General features: G+C 68.2%; 21 protein-coding genes. 5 read left to right on the top strand and 16 right to left on the bottom strand.

What is annotated here, in order from left to right; genetic code table 11:
- Positions 1-49 precede the first annotated feature (49 nt).
- The 12 genes from ASE86_RS14335 to ASE86_RS16340 form a co-directional block, all read right to left on the bottom strand.
- Positions 50-358: a gene transfer agent family protein gene (locus tag ASE86_RS14335; RefSeq protein ID WP_056429062.1), complete on the bottom strand. Its 309-nt coding sequence runs from the start codon at positions 356-358 to the stop codon at positions 50-52.
- Positions 358-765, bottom strand: coding sequence for a phage major tail protein, TP901-1 family (locus ASE86_RS14330; RefSeq protein WP_056428389.1), 408 nt, complete (start codon positions 763-765; stop codon positions 358-360). Before ASE86_RS14330 ends, ASE86_RS14335 begins: the two co-directional genes overlap by 1 nt.
- A 26-nt stretch (positions 766-791) precedes the next feature.
- The gene (gene gp17, locus ASE86_RS14325; RefSeq protein ID WP_056428386.1) at positions 792-1,178 is read right to left on the bottom strand and encodes a tail completion protein gp17; all 387 of its coding nucleotides are present in this window, start codon (positions 1,176-1,178) and stop codon (positions 792-794) included.
- An 11-nt stretch (positions 1,179-1,189) separates the two neighbouring features.
- Positions 1,190-1,372 (bottom strand): hypothetical protein, encoded by a 183-nt coding sequence (locus ASE86_RS14320; protein WP_056428383.1) that lies wholly within the window; start codon positions 1,370-1,372, stop codon positions 1,190-1,192.
- Positions 1,369-1,860, bottom strand: a complete 492-nt coding sequence (locus ASE86_RS14315; RefSeq protein ID WP_082441947.1) for a head-tail connector protein — start codon at positions 1,858-1,860, stop codon at positions 1,369-1,371. The genes ASE86_RS14320 and ASE86_RS14315 overlap by 4 nt, the downstream gene beginning before the upstream one ends.
- 60 nt (positions 1,861-1,920) lie before the next feature.
- Complete coding sequence (locus tag ASE86_RS14310) at positions 1,921-2,955, bottom strand: phage major capsid protein (protein WP_414881297.1); 1,035 nt, start codon at positions 2,953-2,955, stop codon at positions 1,921-1,923.
- An 80-nt stretch (positions 2,956-3,035) separates the two neighbouring features.
- The gene (locus tag ASE86_RS14305) at positions 3,036-3,407 is read right to left on the bottom strand and encodes an HK97 family phage prohead protease (protein ID WP_056428376.1); all 372 of its coding nucleotides are present in this window, start codon (positions 3,405-3,407) and stop codon (positions 3,036-3,038) included.
- On the bottom strand, positions 3,395-3,655 hold the full coding sequence (locus ASE86_RS14300) for a DUF6127 family protein (RefSeq protein WP_056428372.1): 261 nt from the start codon (positions 3,653-3,655) through the stop codon (positions 3,395-3,397). Before ASE86_RS14300 ends, ASE86_RS14305 begins: the two co-directional genes overlap by 13 nt.
- The gene (locus ASE86_RS14295; protein WP_056428370.1) at positions 3,652-4,743 is read right to left on the bottom strand and encodes a phage portal protein; all 1,092 of its coding nucleotides are present in this window, start codon (positions 4,741-4,743) and stop codon (positions 3,652-3,654) included. Before ASE86_RS14295 ends, ASE86_RS14300 begins: the two co-directional genes overlap by 4 nt.
- 119 nt (positions 4,744-4,862) lie before the next feature.
- Positions 4,863-6,188 (bottom strand): DNA-packaging protein, encoded by a 1,326-nt coding sequence (locus ASE86_RS14290; RefSeq protein ID WP_056428367.1) that lies wholly within the window; start codon positions 6,186-6,188, stop codon positions 4,863-4,865.
- A complete protein-coding gene (locus ASE86_RS14285; RefSeq protein WP_156347194.1) occupies positions 6,185-6,673 on the bottom strand; it encodes a hypothetical protein in 489 nt (162 codons plus the stop codon). Before ASE86_RS14285 ends, ASE86_RS14290 begins: the two co-directional genes overlap by 4 nt.
- A gap of 913 nt (positions 6,674-7,586) precedes the next feature.
- A complete protein-coding gene (locus ASE86_RS16340) occupies positions 7,587-7,736 on the bottom strand; it encodes a hypothetical protein (RefSeq protein WP_200911561.1) in 150 nt (49 codons plus the stop codon).
- Positions 7,737-7,756: 20 nt separating this feature from the next.
- On the opposite strand from ASE86_RS16340, the gene ASE86_RS14280 reads away from it, so the two are divergent.
- Positions 7,757-8,458, top strand: coding sequence for a DUF3800 domain-containing protein (locus ASE86_RS14280; RefSeq protein ID WP_162233344.1), 702 nt, complete (start codon positions 7,757-7,759; stop codon positions 8,456-8,458).
- Positions 8,459-8,584: 126 nt separating this feature from the next.
- Here the strand turns inward: ASE86_RS14280 and ASE86_RS14275 are convergent, their stop codons facing one another.
- Together ASE86_RS14275 and ASE86_RS16335 are read right to left on the bottom strand one after the other, a co-directional pair.
- Positions 8,585-9,550 carry an IS1595 family transposase gene (locus tag ASE86_RS14275; protein WP_056428357.1) on the bottom strand — a complete coding sequence of 322 codons (966 nt, stop codon included), beginning with the start codon at positions 9,548-9,550 and terminating at the stop codon, positions 8,585-8,587.
- Positions 9,551-9,666: 116 nt separating this feature from the next.
- On the bottom strand, positions 9,667-9,810 hold the full coding sequence (locus ASE86_RS16335) for a hypothetical protein (RefSeq protein WP_200911560.1): 144 nt from the start codon (positions 9,808-9,810) through the stop codon (positions 9,667-9,669).
- 579 nt (positions 9,811-10,389) lie between these two features.
- Here ASE86_RS16335 and ASE86_RS16100 point away from each other — a divergent pair.
- The gene (locus ASE86_RS16100; protein WP_156347193.1) at positions 10,390-11,262 is read left to right on the top strand and encodes a hypothetical protein; all 873 of its coding nucleotides are present in this window, start codon (positions 10,390-10,392) and stop codon (positions 11,260-11,262) included.
- A gap of 264 nt (positions 11,263-11,526) precedes the next feature.
- Here the strand turns inward: ASE86_RS16100 and dapF are convergent, their stop codons facing one another.
- Positions 11,527-12,468 (bottom strand): diaminopimelate epimerase, encoded by a 942-nt coding sequence (dapF, locus tag ASE86_RS14270; RefSeq protein WP_056428352.1) that lies wholly within the window; start codon positions 12,466-12,468, stop codon positions 11,527-11,529.
- Between the two features lie 245 nt (positions 12,469-12,713).
- Here dapF and ASE86_RS14265 point away from each other — a divergent pair, with 245 nt between their 5' ends.
- Positions 12,714-15,212, top strand: a complete 2,499-nt coding sequence (locus ASE86_RS14265) for a DUF2339 domain-containing protein (protein WP_056428350.1) — start codon at positions 12,714-12,716, stop codon at positions 15,210-15,212.
- Here the strand turns inward: ASE86_RS14265 and ASE86_RS14260 are convergent.
- On the bottom strand, positions 15,197-15,661 hold the full coding sequence (locus ASE86_RS14260) for a DUF6456 domain-containing protein (protein WP_056429056.1): 465 nt from the start codon (positions 15,659-15,661) through the stop codon (positions 15,197-15,199). The two genes, ASE86_RS14265 and ASE86_RS14260, sit on opposite strands and share 16 nt — an antisense overlap.
- A gap of 89 nt (positions 15,662-15,750) precedes the next feature.
- Between ASE86_RS14260 and ASE86_RS14255 the strand changes: the two genes are divergently transcribed.
- On the top strand, positions 15,751-16,314 hold the full coding sequence (locus tag ASE86_RS14255) for a helix-turn-helix domain-containing protein (protein WP_056428347.1): 564 nt from the start codon (positions 15,751-15,753) through the stop codon (positions 16,312-16,314).
- On the top strand, positions 16,314-17,153 hold the full coding sequence (locus ASE86_RS14250) for an endonuclease/exonuclease/phosphatase family protein (RefSeq protein ID WP_056428343.1): 840 nt from the start codon (positions 16,314-16,316) through the stop codon (positions 17,151-17,153). Before ASE86_RS14255 ends, ASE86_RS14250 begins: the two co-directional genes overlap by 1 nt.
- Positions 17,154-17,170 lie beyond the last annotated feature (17 nt).

Genomic DNA, 17,170 nt, shown 5'->3' with positions numbered 1-17,170 from the left:
CCACCTTCGCTGGTCCCCCTCCCCGTGCCGGGGAGGATCGGTGCAGTCCTCACCGCCCCGCCAGCACTTGCCGCAGAACCTCGCGCAGCGCCGGCGTCGCGATCGCCAGCCCGCCGGCGACCACCGCTTCCCCGAACGCGTCGCGCGTCAACGCCTCGGGTCGCTCGCGCAGGCAGTGCCAGAACAGCGCGACCATCTCGGTGAGCGCCAGTCGCCCCTCCGCCGCGCGCTCGACCAGCGCGAACAGCGGCCCCAGCTCGCCCTCGGCCGCGACCAGCGCGGCAAAGCTCGGCCGCAACGTCAGCGTCTCGCCGGCCACGCGCAACGACGCTTCGCCGCGTGCAGGATTGGCGGGCATCATGCCGCCACCACCACGCCCGAGCTTTCGAGCGCGAGCGTATAGGTCCGCTCCCCGTTGAAATCGCCGGCATAGTCCAGCCGCGTGACCAGGAAGCGCCCGGTCATCGTCTCGCCGCTCTCGAACGTGAGCCGGTAATCGTCGATGCGCCCCGACAGCGCCGACGCCTTCAGCCGTGTCTCCGCCGTACTGCCGGTGAAGACGCCCGCCCCGGCCACGCTGACCGATCGCACGCCCGCCCCCGACAGCAGGTCGCGCCAGCCGCCCGAATCCTTGCTGGTCGTCACCACCATGTCGCCGTTGATGCTCAGCTGTGTCGTGCGCAGCCCCGCCACCGTCGCGAAGGCGGGCGGGTTCGCCCCGTCGCCGACCTTCAGCAGGAACGCGCTGCCCTTTTCCGCCGCCATGTCCGTCTCTCCTCGCCTCATGAAATTCAGTCCGTCGCCAGCATCCGCACGCGGAATTCGACCGCAGCGACCCAGCGCCCCGGCCCGTCGCCGGCGATGCGGCTGCGCAGGAAGGCGACGCTCGCCACGCGCCACCCGGCCAGGTCCCGCGGCAGCAGTGGCACCGCCGCCTCGACCGCCGCGGCCAGCCGCCCGACGCGCGCGCTCGTCTCGGCCGCGTCGCGCAGGATCACCGCCAGCCGCAGCTCGCGGCCTGCGCGGTCCTTGGTCCCCCAGTCGCCCGCCACCGCCTCGCCGATCTCGGCAAAGGGCGGCGACGCGCGCACCGCCGGTCCCTCGAACACGCCGTTCAGCGTCGCCGCCAGCACCGGGTTGGCGCGCAGCAGGGGCGCGAGCGCCGTGCGGGCCGCCACCGTCGCCCCGCTCACAATTCGCCCCGCAGATTGCGCAGCCGCGGATCGGCCAGCCACCGCGCGCGCAGCCGCCGCCCGGTGACCTCGACGCCATCGGCAGTCTCCTCCGCGCGTACACCGGGCACGCGCGCCAGGGCGTCGACGATGCGGGTCCGCCAGCGCGCTGCGGCCTGCTCGGCCCAGTTGGCGATCATGCCCGTCCCTCGGGCGCCAGGCGCAGCCGCCGGAATGGCCGCCACAGCGCCGCAACCGTGGTGGGCGGAGGACCGACCTCGCCACGATCGAGGTACAAGTGCGCGGCCAGCCGCACGACCCCGTGCGCGACCGCCGCCGGCACGCCGCCGTCATCCTCGGCGATTCCCGCGCGGTAGGTGACACGCACGGTGCCGCCGACGCCCGATCGCACCCAGCCCTCGCCCGCCGGATCGATATCGACCGCATAGGCCGTGACCGGCAGGACGCCCGCCCCCGCGACCGACGTTATCGCAACGACCGGCGCCGCCCCCAGCCGGTGCCAGGCTCCATCGGCCGCGACCGTCTCGGTCACCTCGCCGCGGATCAGCCGCTGGCCCAGGAACGCCTCGCACAGCGACCGCGCACTCGCGACCAGCCCGGCAATCAGCGCGTCGTCCTGCGCCGTCTCCAGGCGCAGATACGCCTTTGCCTCATCCAGCGTCATCATCCCCTCCCTTGTCTGTCGAAAGCGACGGCGGGGACGGTCGCGCCGCCCCCGCCGCACGCGTCAGCTGGCCGAGAAGCGCAGCAGCTTGATCGCCTCGCTGTTGCTGACGGCACCGCCCACGCGCTTGGTCGCGTAGAAATGCACGAACGGCTTGTTGCTGTACGGGTCGCGCAGGATCTGCGTTTCGGTCCGCTCGGCGATCAGATAGCCCGCGTGGAAATTGCCGAACGCGACCGACAGGCTGCCGGCGGCGATGTCGGGCATGTCCTCGGCCTCGACCACCGGGTATCCGAGCAACGTCGCCGGCTGCCCCGCCGCCAGGCTCGGCGTCCACAGGAACTGTCCGTCGCTCGTCTTGAACTTGCGGATGCGCGCGAGCGTCGCCGAATTCATGACAAAGCTCGCGCCCTGCCGGTACGGCGCGCGCAAGCTCTGGACCAGGTCGATCAGCTTCTCGTCCGGGTTCGCCGCGAATGCCCCCGCCGCACCGGTCGGCAGATATTGCAGCGTCCCGAAAGCGCGCGCGGCATCGCCGGTCGCCGCGACTGCGCCGCTCAGGAACCCTTTCGGCCGGTTGGTGCCATTGCCGCCGACGAACGCCGCGCCTTCGGCACGCGCGAATTCGGTCGCGATCTCGCCCGCCAGCCAGTCCTCGACGTCGAAGTTCGCATCGTCGAGCATCGCCTGGCTCGCCGCCGGATTGGCATAGAGCTCGCCCATCGGCGGCGCGATCTCGTTGAAGGTCGGGGTCGCGGTCTCCGGCCGTCCGCCCGTCTCGCCCGACCAGCCCGACGGCGTGCCGCCGCTGGTCACCAGCTTGCGATAGCCGGCGCTGCCCACCTTCACGACGTTGGCGATACCGCGGATCGGCGAGATGCTCGCCAGGGTCGCATCGATCGCCGCATCGATCTCGCGCGGCACCGCATAGCCGCCAGCAGCATCGCTGGTGCCGCTCAGCGCCTTCATCTCGACGACGCTGCCCGACCGCACGAAGCCCGCAAAGCCCCCGCTGGGCGCCGCCCCCCCGCTCAACATCGGCCGCGTGCCCGCGACGCCCAACCCTTCCACCGCGGCGAAGCTCGCCGCCAGATCCATATCACTCATGCCCGTCTCCCACGAAAAAGGGCGCCGCACCGACCGGTCCGACGCCCACGAAAACTGTCCCAAAAATCCCGTCAGCCGGCGATGGCGTGCACCCGCGCCAGCGGCTGCATCGGCTGCGCGACCAGGCTGACTTCGACCAGCGCCACGCGCCGGAGTTCGCGCCGCACCCCATGCCGCGCCTCCAGCGTGCGATACCCGATCGACAGCCCGTCGACCGCACCGGCCGCGACCAGCGCGCCGAGCTCGGCATCGTCGATCGACCCGATGACACGCAGCCCCCGCGCGTCCTCCGCGACTTGCGCCGACCCGACCGGCCGCCCGCGATGCTGCCACAGCAAAGGCACTGCCGCCGCCCCGGCGAACGCCCCCCGCCGGATCACATCGCCGCCGCGATCCGGCGCGTCGAACACCGCAGCGTACCCGGCAAAGCCTACCGCAGCCATGCGCCGAACCCCGTCTTCACAGCGATCCCGACCAGCACCAGCGCCAGCGCCATCCGCACCACCCAGCCCATCGCCGCGCGCAGCGCCGACCGCTTGGCATCGCGCCACGCGCGCAGCAGCTCGCGCAGTTCCGCCAGGTCGCCGTGCGCCGCATCATCGGCCAGCCCCAGCCGCGCCAGCGCCCGGTGCGTCCCCAGCTCGACCGCCTCCTCGACGATCGCGCGCAGCTCGTCCGATGCGGCACTCATGCCCCGATCCCCAGCATCGCGCGCTTCTCCTCGACACTCAGGAAGTCCGCTCCGGCCACCGACGCCCACAACGCGCCGCGGTCCTCCGCCAGCGCCGGCACCTTGTCGACATCCACCAAGAGGGCGGCGCCCGCGAACCACGGCCGCAACCCCTGCGCCAATCCGCTCAGGATCGCGCCCGCCAGCGGCAGTACCGCGAGGCGCCACAGCGCCCGGTTCGCCTCGCGGTAATTGGCGTAGGTCGCATCGCCCGGCAGCCCGAGCAGCATCGGCGGCACCCCGAAGGCGAGCGCGATCTCGCGCGCCGCCGCGGCTTTCAGCCCGACGAAGTCCATGTCGGCCGGCGACAGGCTCATCGCCTGCCACGTGAGCCCGCCCTCCAGCAGCATCGGCCGCCCGGCATTGCCCGCGCCGGCGAAACCCGCCTCCATCTCGGCACGCAACCGCTCGAACTGTTCGCCCGACAGCGCCGATCCGTCGCCGGGATCATAGACCAGCGCGCCGCTCGGCCGCGCGGCATTGTCGAGCAGCGCCTTGTTCCACCGCGTCGCCGCATTGTGGATCGCCACCGCGCCTGCCGCCGCGCCCAGGCAGCCCAGGCCATAATGGTCGTCGAGCGGGTGGAACGCCTTCAGGTGCACCACCTCCTCGACCGGCAACCGCATCGCGCGTTCCCCGACGCGGTAGCGGAACGCCACCGGCCACCCGTTCGCATCCGCCTCGATTCCCACGCGCTCGGGCCGCAGCGCATAGAGCTCCCCCACTCCGCCCCGCCCGTCGCCGATCAGCTGGACATAGGCGTTGCCGTGCAGCAGCAGCTGCGCCGCCACCGTCTCCAGCAAACCCTGCCCACCCGACCGCGCCGCGACCAAGGCAGCCAGTGCGGACCCGGGCGCGGTGATCGGCGCCCACCCGACACTCTCCGCCACCAGCCGCACCGCACGCTGCGCCACCGGATTCGCCGCATAGCCCGCGCGCACCTGCGCCTCGTAGCTGGTTGGCCACTCGCCGATCGCTCCGGCAGCGTGCCCCCGCGCCAACGCCGGACGCGACTGCTCGCGCCCGGATTTCCTTCCGAACAATTTCATGGTCCGATCCTTTGCAAATCCCGCCCGTGCTCCCGCGAAGGCGGGAGCCCAAAGTTCGGCAGATCACCGCCAATTGTACTCCACGGCCCTAGGCTCCCGCCTTCGCGGGAGCACGGGGGCTACAACCCCCGCACCGCGACCTTCCCCGACCGCCCGAGCATCAGCTCCGTCACCGCCCACACCAGCGCATCGGCGCGGTCGGGCGAGCGTCCCGGCCCCTCGTACGCGCCGCCGGCCAGCAGCCCGCACAGTTCGTCCTCCAGCGCCGGGAAAGGGCCGACGTGTCGCATCCGCCCACGGTCGTAGAGCAATGCGACCGGCTCGGCGCGCGCCACCTTTCCCCGGCTGGCGTGGACCAGCTTCAGCGGCAAGCGCATGTCGGCGGCCAGCAGCACGCTCTTCACCATGTCGCCGCCCTGGTTCTTCTCGGCGACCACCCGGTCGGCCTTGTGCCGCAGGGCACAGCCGGCGACCGCGCGCGCCCAGCCCTCGGGCGACGCGCCGGCGACACTCGCATCCTCCAGGACATAGCCGATCCCGTCCGCACCCAGCGCCACCGCGACGATCCCGCAGGCATCGCCCTGCGACCCCGCCGGCGGATCAACCCCGACGACGACGCGCGCGACCCGGACACGCCGCCGCTTCACCCGGCACGCCTCCAGCCGCCCCCGTGACCACAACGCCCCCTCGACCGTGTCGATCAGTTCGCCGTCCAGCTCCTGCCGCCCCAGCCGCGTGCCGCCATATTCGGCCAGCATCGCCGCGACGAAGCTCGCCGGCAGATGCGGGTTGTCGCGCGTCTTGCCCCGCGTGACGCTCTGCGATGCGTCCGCCTCCCGCTCGATCGCCGCCAGCAGCAGCCCCGGCTTCGGCGTCGTCGTCACCAGCACGCGCGGCGTGTCGCCCAGCCGCAGCCCCATCTGCAGATTGTCCCACGTGTCCTTGGCCGTCCCGTGCCGCCATTTCGCGAGTTCGTCGCACCACGCCAGATGATGCTCGGGCCCGCGCAGGCTTTCGGGCGCCGCGGCGGAATAGACGAACGCCCTGGCGCCGGATGCGAACGCGACTTCGCCGGCATGCTTGTGCCAGACGATCGGTTCATCGTCCCGCGCGACCGCCAGCAGCCCGGCCGCGCCCTCGATCATCACACGCCGCACGTCCTCGGCCGTTCCGCCAACCAGCGCAAACCGCCCTTTCGGCATCTCGCGGGCCATCTTGCTCAGCCATTCCGACCCGGCGCGCGTCTTGCCGAAGCCCCGCCCGGCCAGGATCAGCCAGATGCGCCAGTCGCCCCCGGGCCATTTCTGGCTCTCGAGCGCATGACGTTCATACCAACGTTCCGTCAGCTCGCGTTTCTCGGGCATCCGCATCCGCGCGAGTATCCAGGCTTGTTCCTCCGGAGTCTTGCCGATGAGCTGCGTGAGCGGATCGACCGCATCCGTCACGCCGGCTTTACCGCGGCGCGGCGGCGGAGGGCCTCGAGCTGCTTCAGGATCGCCGCATCGGTTTCTTCCGGCGTCGCACGTTTCACCGTCGCTCCACCGCGTCCCACCCGTTCGGGTCGGTGCAGCCGATCATAATACATCTTCAGCAGCCGCATCGCCTGCTCGCGATCGAACGGCTCTTCCGGCAGCTCGCTATGTTCGACCGGCTCGAGCGGCTTCAGCGCATCTTCCAGCACCGCGGCCTCCAACCGGTCGTAACCGGTCAGCATCGCCGCGCGCCAGTCCGCCGCAAAGCCCGCGTCGCGACGACGCAGTGCATAGGCGCCCTCGGGCGTCAGCTCGACGTCGGCGCACGCCCGCTTGACGTTGCACCACGCCGCCAGGCGATCGAGGAACGCCGCACGCTTTTCCGGCGTCCAGCTGTCGACATTCACCGCCCGAACCTGTCGCTTCCCCGTGTTGCTGCAACGAATCTCTTCAGCCATGCCCACCCCCAAACGCGAACGGGCTGGCCGCAGCTTCGATAAAGCCGCGCCAGCCCGTTCGCTTTGCGTGTCAAAGGCCCCGCCGCCCCCGACCCGCAATTCCTCAGCGTTCCTGTTATGTGGCGTTTATGTCTTTAACAAACCCACTGTTTTAACGAGTGGTTTATCCTCAGCCGGTTAGCCTTGGTCATGGATAAAAAGCGCCCCGCCAACCCGTTTCCGGTTCTTCACCCATGGGGTTCGCAGCCAGTCCGCGAAGAGCCTGACACCGAGTGCTCGCACTGCAAGAATCCGTTCATCGGACGTGATGGCATGGTAACGGACGGCTTCGCGCTGTGTCCCGCTTGCGAAAGCCGCGATTAAAACAGCGACCTCACCCCGCAAGCGATTCCATACACCAGCGACCCGCCGACGATCACCGTCAGCATCCAATACTCGATAGCGACGTGTTTAGGCGTTGGCTTCATCGCGTAGGATGGAGCAGAAAGCGCGCATGTAGGAAAGGCAAAAGCGGCTACTTACGCGGCTTTCGGGCCTCTTATACGTTGACGCTCGTGCAGGTTTTCTGCACAGTTCGCGGCGCGTCGGGCCGATGGTAGTAGCCACGCCGCCGCAGTTTTCTAGAGGTTAGAAATCAAACGATAGCTGAGGCCAGCGCCGGGTGTGAGCAGTGACATGCTCCTCCCGGCCGAACCGCCAGCGTCGATATGCGCGTACGAATACTCGCATGGCCGACCGCCTTTCTTTATCCGGGGCAAAGCCCGGTCTCCGGGAGGCCCAGTGCCCCTCCGCCGCCCATCAGAGAGCGCACGTAGGAACCGGAGAGAAAGTCGGCGGCGTGACTACCGAGAGCGGTTATCCTTGGAGTCGTGGGGTTGAGTCAAGGCGTTCCCGCCGCGTTCTCGTGAACAGATCAAGAATCAGTCTCTTTTTCCACCGGCTTATGCTTCACCAGCTTGCCTAGCCTGTCCGCGAACCGCTTCGGGTCGTCGTCCGTCTCCAGATCGCGCGCGGCCTGTTTGAACTTGTCGAGTTGACTTTGGGGCGTTTGTCCGTCTGTCATGCGGAATGCACCTTGTTTACGTGGACGATTCCAAAGACGAAAAGAGCATCTGCTTTTCCGCGCTTATGATTCCTTCGGAAAAATGGCTTGAGGCATTTGATCATCTTATAGCGATGCGACGGGCTATGAAGGCCTCGCACGGCATCTATACGCGACTGGAACTGCATGCGACAGACTGGTTAGGCGGGCGCGGCAACGTAGCCCCTACGACCGTGCGCCGTGCCGAACGCATGAAGTTATTCGACTCTGCTTTGGACGAGATTTGCAAGATACCCGATATCGCAATCTTCAACGCCTTCGGGCCACGCGCCTCTGAGGAAACTCTGTTCAAATATCTGATTCAGCGCTTCGAAAATACGGTCAAAGCGCGGCAGGACCAAGCGATAGTGATTTCCGACGAAGGCAAAAACTACGATCACTTGCTTCGCAAAATGCGAAGGATAAATTACATCCCAAGCGCTCGCGGCGCGTGGCAGAGCGGTGCGACCTCGAAAAACATCCCAGCGGAAAGAGTCGTTGAAGATATTGTTTATCGGGATTCGAGGCGTAGCCTTTTTATCCAAGCGGCTGACTTTTGCGCATTCAGCTTGCTCCGATTCGAAAGCCCAACAGACAAGGCCAGAGCTATGGGATTTGATCAATCATTTCTTAGGTTAGAGCCCGTGCTGTTTAAGCGGGCATTTGCTGCGGACCCTCGGAAACTGGGTATTATTCGCGCTTAATCGCGGAGCGGGGCGCACTCTGTCGTTGGACAGCGCAACCCCGCAATGCCAACCTATGCCTTAAAGAAATCGAATACAAGCTGAACCCGCTCAGCTCGACTCACCCGGGACTCAACTTGCCGCCTTTCACGCGACTGCGTCAGGCCCCTTATAGGTTAGACGCTTGCCAACGATGCCCTTCACGGCAGCTACAGCACGGGCGCGATCCTCAACGCCGTTCGCCTGACGGTGATTATAGCGAAACTCAAACTCCGCCAGATAACGGTGCAGATGCTGCTCGCCGCAGTGCTGGTAAACGCCCTTCATGCCCCGCTTGAAGATCGAGAACGCGCCTTCGACGGTGTTCGTGTGGATGGTGCGGTCGCTGTAATCAACGTACTGGCGGATGCCGTGGAGGGTCGTGCCGTGCTCGGCGAACTCCTTGCCGATCTTGCTGTACATACGGGCTTCGTCGGTCATCAGGCGGGCTTCGCGGCTGATGTTGGCGCGAACGATGGGGTGGATTTCGTCGGCGCGATACTTGTCGAAGGTGAAGGTGCGCATGGTGCGCGTCTCACGGTCGACCAGTGCGAGCACGGCCATCTTGTGAGCGTGACCGCCGCGCTTCTTCTCGACACCGACGCGCTGGCCAAAATAGGTTTCGTCGACTTCGACCGGGGTGCCGTTGCCGCCGAACGGGGTAAGGTCGCCGGAGCGCATAGCCTCACGGATACGGTGGGCGAGAAACCACGCCGACTTGTACTGCACCTCTAGGACGCGGCTAAGCTGGTGGGCGCTGATGCCCTTCTTGCTCGACACCATCAGGTGAACGGCCTGGAGCATCTTGTGGAGCGGCATACGGGCGTGTTCGAACACGGTGCCGACCTTGACGGTGAACTGCTTACGGCATTCGCCGCACTTCTTTAGGCCGTGACGGACCTTGCCCTCGGGGTTCTTGACCGACGCCTTGGTCTTCACACCCGCCAGATCGTACACGCGACCACCGACGACACCGCACTGCGGGCAGCTAACGCCATCAGCCCAAACCACACTCTCCAGATACTCAAAAGCCTTGGCTTCGCCGTGGAAGTAGGGGGAAGAAAGAACCGACATGGTGAGTGCTCCGCTTAGGCATCCTACCTAGCGAAACACCGTGGGTTTGTAAAGGACATAATCGCCTGTTATGTGCCAGATGAGCGTGACGATGTCAAGCAGTTTTACCGATTTGGTTAGTCCGGCGCTTTGGATGCTACGGGCTTGTGCTTCACCAGCTTCTCTAGCCTCTCTGCGAACCGCTTGGGGTCGTCGTCGGCTTCTAGGTCGCGCGCGGCCTGTTTGAATTTGTCGAGTTGGGTGGGTTCGGCGTCAGTCATGCCGCGTTATCCCACGAAAAATGGGGCCGCCGAAGCGACCCCGTGCAAGGTGTTGATGCCGACCACGCCACCGAAGCGGCGGGTTACTCGACTGGGCTACCGACTAGCGGGAGCGCCAGTGCGAGCAGACGTGTTCGACCTGTCCGAAGCGGACGCGCGTATATGCGTTGACGAAGACCATGAGGCCCTCCTCGATATACGAGAGGGTTGATCCGAACGGCCAATCGTGCGAGTCTCAATTTGCACACTGAGTGTTCGCAACGGGCGACCGTTCGGACTTCCGAAGGCCCGGCCCTAGGTCGGGCCTTTTGCTTTGCGGCTTCCCGGTGTCCGCTACCGCGTCACTACCTCATAGGCTAATCCGCCTTTCCACCCGTCCGTTAACGGCTCGGTAGGCATCTTGATGTCAGCGCGAAACGCGCACGTCAAGAGACTTGTTTCTGATTTTGAGAAAGAGTAATCTCCAGTACTCAATCACTCAACCGGAGACTGCGTACTATGAACGTTCCATCCCCGCCGCCGCCTAGCGTACGAAGCCCCTCGTATCCGAATGCGCCGCTTGGTGAAGCAGTCTCTCAGGTGGCAAAAATCGAAAAATTGTATCGGCAATCGCCGGTTGATCGTGAAGTAGCGGCGAAGTTAATCGGGTACTCCGGTCTTAGCGGTCCCGCATCAAAAGCACTGGCTGCCCTCGCAAGCTATGGTTTGGTGGAACGCGCTGGGAAGGGCGAGATGCGGGTTACGACCCGTGCGCGGGCGATTCTTCACCCCGACAATCTTAGTGAGCGGCGTCAAAGCCTACTTGCGGCAGCATTTGAACCAAGCCTGTTTCAGGAACTACGTGCTCGTTGGCCTGATATGATACCACCGGAGGACGGCATCGTGACGTACCTTCACTGGCAAGGCTTCAACCAATCAGCCATACGCCCAGCCATGAAGGCGTATCGGGACACGTTACTCTTCATCGAGCAAGAGGGAGCGAACGAAAGTCATGGTACTGCGGAATCGCAGGGGCCAGATATGTCGGGCGCAGAGGGCGGCAAGAATGCGGCTCTCGGCAAAGCCCGAGTAGGTGATCTGGTCGAAGTTGAAATCGGGGGCACATTGATCACGCCACAGCCGGTTCGCGTACGTGCGGTGATGGATGACGCTTGGGTCTTTGTCGAAGGTAGTGAGACAGGGATCGAGATGGAGAATGTATCAGTGCTTGAGCGGCCTGAGGCGGGCGAAGGCAAGGCCCCGCCCACCCTTCCCTTGGAAGAGGCAAAAAGCGTGGGAGCGGCGACACCAAAGGGGTATCGTTCGGAAACCTTCGATGCTGATGAAGGCGAAATCCGGATCACATGGCCCTCAAATCTTTCGCTTCAAAGCGTCGAAGATATGAAAGACTGGCTTGAATTGCTAAAACGCCGGATCGCGCGCCGTGCGGGTGATGTGGGCGGACAAGACTGAGTACCGCCCTCAGTAGCGATGTGGCTTGGTGATCCACCGTTACCGTTTACGCCCGTTCGAAACCTGCTCAGGCTTCGGACTGCTGGTCAGGCCTACGATAGGTGATGCGCCTTCCAACGATGCCCGTCACCCCGGCGCAGGCCGGAGTCCACTGTGCCGCGACGGACTCGCTCGACCCTCCAGCCATTCCGACGCCGCACGGTGGCCCCCGGCGTGCCGGGGTGACGAGAGATAGGGAAGGAGGTGTGGGCGACAGCGGAAAGACTATCCCGCCACCACCCGCGCCCAAGCCGCCACCTCGTGCTCCCGCCGCCGCGTCACGACCAGCCCAGAGGCCATCCCGCTCGCCAGGTCGACCTTGATCTCCCCATCCCATTCGAACGTCGCGTTGCCCTGGATCGTCACCATCCCGCCGTCTGTCGGCGCCTCGGCGCGTGCGCGCACCCGGCCGCCGGGGTTGAACACCGTTGTCCAGGTCCCGAACGGCACGCGGCCGGTCAGCCCGGCCGCAAAGGTCGATGCCGCCATCGCGCTGCCGCAGGCATCGGTCAGCCCGACGCCGCGTTCGTGGGTCCGGACAAACAGGTCGGTCCCCCGCAGTTCCACGAACGACACGTTGGCGCGATCGACCAGCAGGTCGGGCCGCGCCTCGCACCATTCGCCCAAGCGCACCAGCTCGGCCTCGTCGACGCGCTCGACGAAGGTCACCAGATGCGGGTTGGGCATGGCGACCGCGGTAAAGGCGCGCGCGCTGGGCAGGCCGGGGATCACGGCGTCGATCGCCGAGGCCGCGACCCGCACGCCGACGGCTTGCGGGTCGGTCGACGCCGGCCCGGCGCGCGTCTCCACGCCATAGACGCCGGGTGCGATGTCGGCGACGTGGGCGACGTCGGCACACGACACCTTCAGCCGTACCCGCGCCGTCTCCAGCCCCAGCGCCTCGAAGCCTGCGCGTGCGGTGCAGCGCAGCCCGTTCAGGCACGTTTCCGCCTCGCTGCCGTCCGAATTGAACATCCGCATCCCGAAATCGGCGTCGCCCGCTCCGTTCGTCAGCAGCAGGATGCCGTCGCCCCCGACCGGGCCGGCGCGATCCGCCAGCGCGCGCGCGACGCTCGCCCACTCGGCATCGCGCAGCGCGATCGCCCGCGCGTCGATCAGCGGGAAGTCGTTGCCGCTGCCGTGGCATTTGGTGAAGGCGAAGCGCATGGGCGGGTCTCGTCGGATCGGGTGTCGGCGTCCGTTGGACCGTTTCCGAAGCGGCTGCAATGGAGACCCGATCCTCCCTGCAAGGGGAGGCGGCAGGCCGCAGGCCTGACGGAGGGGTGTCGACCCATCTTCGGCGGGATAGCCCTCCGTCGCGCTTCGCGCGCCACCTCTGCTTGCAGGGGAGGATCGGGGTAATCCGCTTTCCGCGCGTGACGCCGCCCCCACATCGCTCTACCCTCCCGTCCGTGGCAGCGTCCGTCCTCCTCGCCCTCGTGCTGGCCGTCGCCCTCGGCGCCGGGTGGCAGCGGCTGCGGCGGCTGGAGCGTGAGATCGCCGACCTGCGTGCGAGGCTAGACGGCGCGCCGCCCGAGCCAATGCTCCGCGCAGACTATGCCGCGGATCTTGCCGCCTACACGCCGCCGCAACCCGAACGCCGCGTGGCCGCCATCGCGGTGCGGTCGCCGGCGCCCCCGCCCCCGCCCGCCGACGACTATTGGTCGCCGCCGCCCGAGCCGGCCCCCGCCCCCGAACGCCCGACCTTCGAGAGTGTCGTCGGCGGTCGCCTGCCGATCTGGGTCGGCGGCGCGGCGCTGGTCGTCGCGGGTTTCTTCCTCGTGCGCTATTCGATCGAGAGCGGGCTGCTCGGGCCCGCGGTGCGCGTGGTGCTGGCCGCGATCTTCTCTGTGCTGCTTATCGCGGGCGGTGAACTTGCCGGGCGGCTGCCGGGGGTGCGCGACGACGCGCGTGTCGGCCAGGCGCTGACCGGGGCGGGGATCGCCAGCGCGTACGGCACGCTCTACATCGCAGTATCTCAATACGCACTGGTCGGGCCGGTCGCGGGCTTTGCGCTGACCGTGCTGGTGACCGCGCTCGCGCTCGGCCTGTCGCTGCGTCAGGGGCCGCCGACCGCGATTATGGCGCTGATCGGCGGGTTCGCCGCACCGCTGGTCGCCGGGTTCGGAGAGGGGCAGCTGGGTGCGCTGCTGGGCTATCTCGGCGTCTTCATCGCCGCGCTGTTCGCGCTCGCCGCCTATCGTGGCTGGGCATGGCTGGCGCTCGCGGCCGTCGGTGCGGGCTTCGCCTGGGCCAACCTGATCGTCGTGCTGCTGTCGGGCGCCGATACCGCGGGCGTCGCGGCCTTCGTGGTGGCCCTCTCGATCGCAGGCACGCTCGCGCTGCCGCGCACCGGCGTCGCCGCCGCCTGGCTGCGCGCGCTGCCGCTGGTCGTCGGGCTGGTCCAGCTGATCGTGCTGGCGCCCGCGCTCGATTTCGACGCGACCGCCTGGGGCTTCCATCTGACGCTTGCCGCCGCCGCGGTGATCCTCGCGCGCCGCGATCCGACGCTCGCCCCCGCCGCGATCGCCGCCGCCGCGCTGGTGGCGGTGCTGGTCGCCGCCGGCCTCGCCGCGCCGGAGCGGGTCGCGACGCCGGTCGCCGCAATCCTCGCCACCGCGCTGTTCGGGGCGAGCGGCCTGGCGTGGTCGCGAAGGGCCGCGGCATGGAGCTGGGTGGCGCTGCTCGGCCTCGGCGCGCCCGTCCTTGCCGCGCACATCGTCGCGCCGGACCTGCTGGTCCATGTGGGCTGGACCCTGGTCGAGCTGCTGCTGGCCGGCGCGGCGGCCATGCTCGCCTGGCGGCACCGCGGCCGGGTCGATGTCCGCGACCCCGGCCTTGTCGGCGGCACCGTGCTGGCGGCCTTGCTGGCGAGCGTCGGCCTGACGAGCCTGGTCGGCGAGGCGTGGGCGCCGAGCGCCGTCGCGGTCGTCCTCGCCGCGACGGGTCTGTGGGTTGCCCGCGCGGGCGACCGCGATCTCGCGCGGCTGCCGATCATCCTGCTTGCCGCCACCCTCCTGCTCGCCGTGCGCGTGTTCGCCGCCTGGGCGCTGCTGATCGGGCAGAGTTTGATCGGCGAGGAGCTGACCTACCCGCTGCTGCCCCCGCTCGACGATGTCGTGACGATGGTCGCGCTGCCGGTCGCGGTCGCCGCCGCGCTGTTCCGCCTGCCCGCGGTGTACGCGCCCCACCGCCCGCGGGTCGCCGGCGCGCTGGCGGTCGTCGCCGCGCTGGTCCTCTACAGCCTCGCCAAGCAGCCGCTCGCCATCGCGACACCCGAGCGGTTCGCGCTGTGGGGCTTCCATGAACGCGCCGCGATCACCCTGGCGCTCGCCGCAGCCGGTGTCGGCCTGCGCCTGCGGACACCCCTCCATCGCACCGGTGACGTGCTCCTCGCGCTCGCCATCGCCCGGTTCGCCTGGTTCGACCTGCTGGTGCTGAACCCGGTCCTCGCGCCGCAGAGCGTCGGCGCAGTGCCGCTCATCAACACCGCCGTCCTGCTCCCTGCAATCCTCGCCCTCGCTGCCCGCATGATGGCGTGGCGCCGCGCGATGCTAGCGCTCACGCTGGTCGCCACCGTTGCCGCCGTCCGCCAGATCACCCACGGCCCCCTGCTGACCGGCGGCCTCGGCAGCGGCGAGACCTGGCTCTATTCCGCCGCGCTCCTCGGCCTGGCCATCGTCTGGCTGTGGCGTGGCCTGGCGACCGGTGACCGCACCACCCGCATCGCCGCGCTCGCGCTGCTGACCGCCGCCACCGTCAAGGTCTTCCTGATCGACGTGGCCGCGCTTGGCGGCCTGCTGCGCATCCTCAGCTTCCTCGGCCTCGGCCTCGCGCTCATCGGCATCGGCTGGACCTACGGCCGGGTCATCGCCCGCCCCAAAGCCGAGCCGCCTCAGCCCAGCCCATAGTGATCCGCCAGCCGGTCGAGCGCGAGGCCCAGCACCAGCTTGCCCGCCCGCGCCGGCCACCCCAGCCCCTTCTCCGCCGCCGCCAGCCCCTCGTGCGCGCAGACAACCCGCCACAGCACGTCGCTCAGCCCAGGCCCGACCGCAGCCATCGCGGCATCGAACCGTCGCTTGGCCGCCACCTGCGCAAGCGTCGGGTCGAGCCCGTCACCACCGCCACTCCGGGGCATCGCATCCCATCGCATCGTCACGCGCGGCCCGAGCGACGCCGTCTCGAAATCGCCGCGCAGCCGCTCCCCCGCTTCGAACTGCCGCGCATCGACATGCCCGCGGGCGCGGAGCCACGTCAGTGGCGACTCGCGCAGGTTGACGGTGACGCTCCGCCCGCCCGCCACCGCGCCGCCCGCCTGCACCCGTCCGTCCGCAAAACGCCGCTCGACCAATTCCCGCATATCCGCCTCCATCCGATTCGAAAGCGGGTTGCCACAACGACCTGTTTGTAGGAAAGTGATTTTACCAGATCGGTTACCAAGGACTGTCAATGATTACCGCCATTCGCGAAGTCCGCCGCGCCAAGGGCCTGACCCTCGACGATGTCGCGCGCGCCTGCGTGCCGCCGACCACCGCTCAGACGATCGGCCGGCTGGAGACGGGCACGCGTACCGTTTCGGTCGGCTGGCTGAACCGCATCGCCGCCGCGCTCGGCGTCACCGCCAGCGACCTCGTCACCCTGCCCGAGCGACCGGACGTCGCCGTCGCCGCGCTGCTCGGCCCCGACGGCGCCACGGCGCCGAGGAAGCCCGCGACGGTCGCCGCCCCGGTCCCGGCGGGTACGATGGTCGCCGTCCGCGTCACCGGCGCGGTCGGCGATTACCGCACCGGCGACGAGATCTGGTGCGACCGCCTGGCGCCCGAAAATTTCACCCGCGCGCTCAATCGCGACGTGCTGGTGCCGCGGCCTGCGGGCCGCTATCTGTTCGCCCGGCTGATCGGCCGTGAGGGCGACAAGCTCCACCTCCTCCCCCTGGGCACCGGCACGCGGCAACAGGTCGTCACCGATCCGCCGTGGATCGCCGCCGCCGTCACTCTGGTCCGGAACCTCTGATGCGCGCTGCCCCTGTCTTCGCCGCCTTGCCTGCCATCCTGCTCGCCGCCGCGCCCGCCACCGCGCAGTCGTTGAGGGTCATGACCTTCAACGTCCGCCTGCCGATGGAGTCGGACGGCGCCAATCGCTGGGAAGCCCGCCGCGACCTCGCCGCACGCACCATCGCCCGCACGCGGCCCGCGGTCATCGGCACGCAGGAGCTGTTCCAGCGCCAGGGCGACGATCTGACCCAGCGCCTGCCGGGATACCGCTGGTTCGGCATCGACCGCCGCGGCGGCCACGCCGACGAACACATGGGCGTGCTCTATGACATGCGCCGGCTGACATTGATCGACAGCGGCCAGTTCTGGCTGTCCGACACGCCCGACGTGCTCGGATCGATCACTTGGGGCCACCCGCTGCCGCGCATGGTCACCTGGGGCATTTTCGAGCGACAGCGCGACAAGCGCCGCTTCCGCCTGCTCAACACCCACTTCCCCTACCGCGCCGAGGACGAAGCCGCGCGCGAGAAGGGGGCAAGACTGATCCTGGCGAAGCTTGACACGCTGCCCGGCGCCGAGCTGCCGACCGTGCTGACCGGCGACTTCAACACCGTGCCCGACAGCGCGACCCACGCCGCGCTTGCCGACCGCCTGAGCGACGCGTGGACGACGAGCAGGCGCCGCACGGGGCCGGACAAGACGTTCCACGGCTTCACCGGCAAGGCCGATCGTCGGATCGACTGGATCTTCACGCGCGGGTTCACACCGACGCGGGTGGAAACGCTGACCGACCACCAAGGGGTCGTCTGGGCCTCGGACCATTTCCCCGTGATCGCGGACCTGAAGTTCGCGAACTAAAAAATCCTCCCCGGCAC

This window comes from Sphingomonas sp. Leaf33, assembly GCF_001421785.1.
Taxonomy (GTDB): Bacteria; Pseudomonadota; Alphaproteobacteria; order Sphingomonadales; family Sphingomonadaceae; genus Sphingomonas.
The sequence above is the reverse complement of the archived record's forward strand: the minus strand, read 5'-3'. Positions and strand labels throughout refer to the sequence as shown.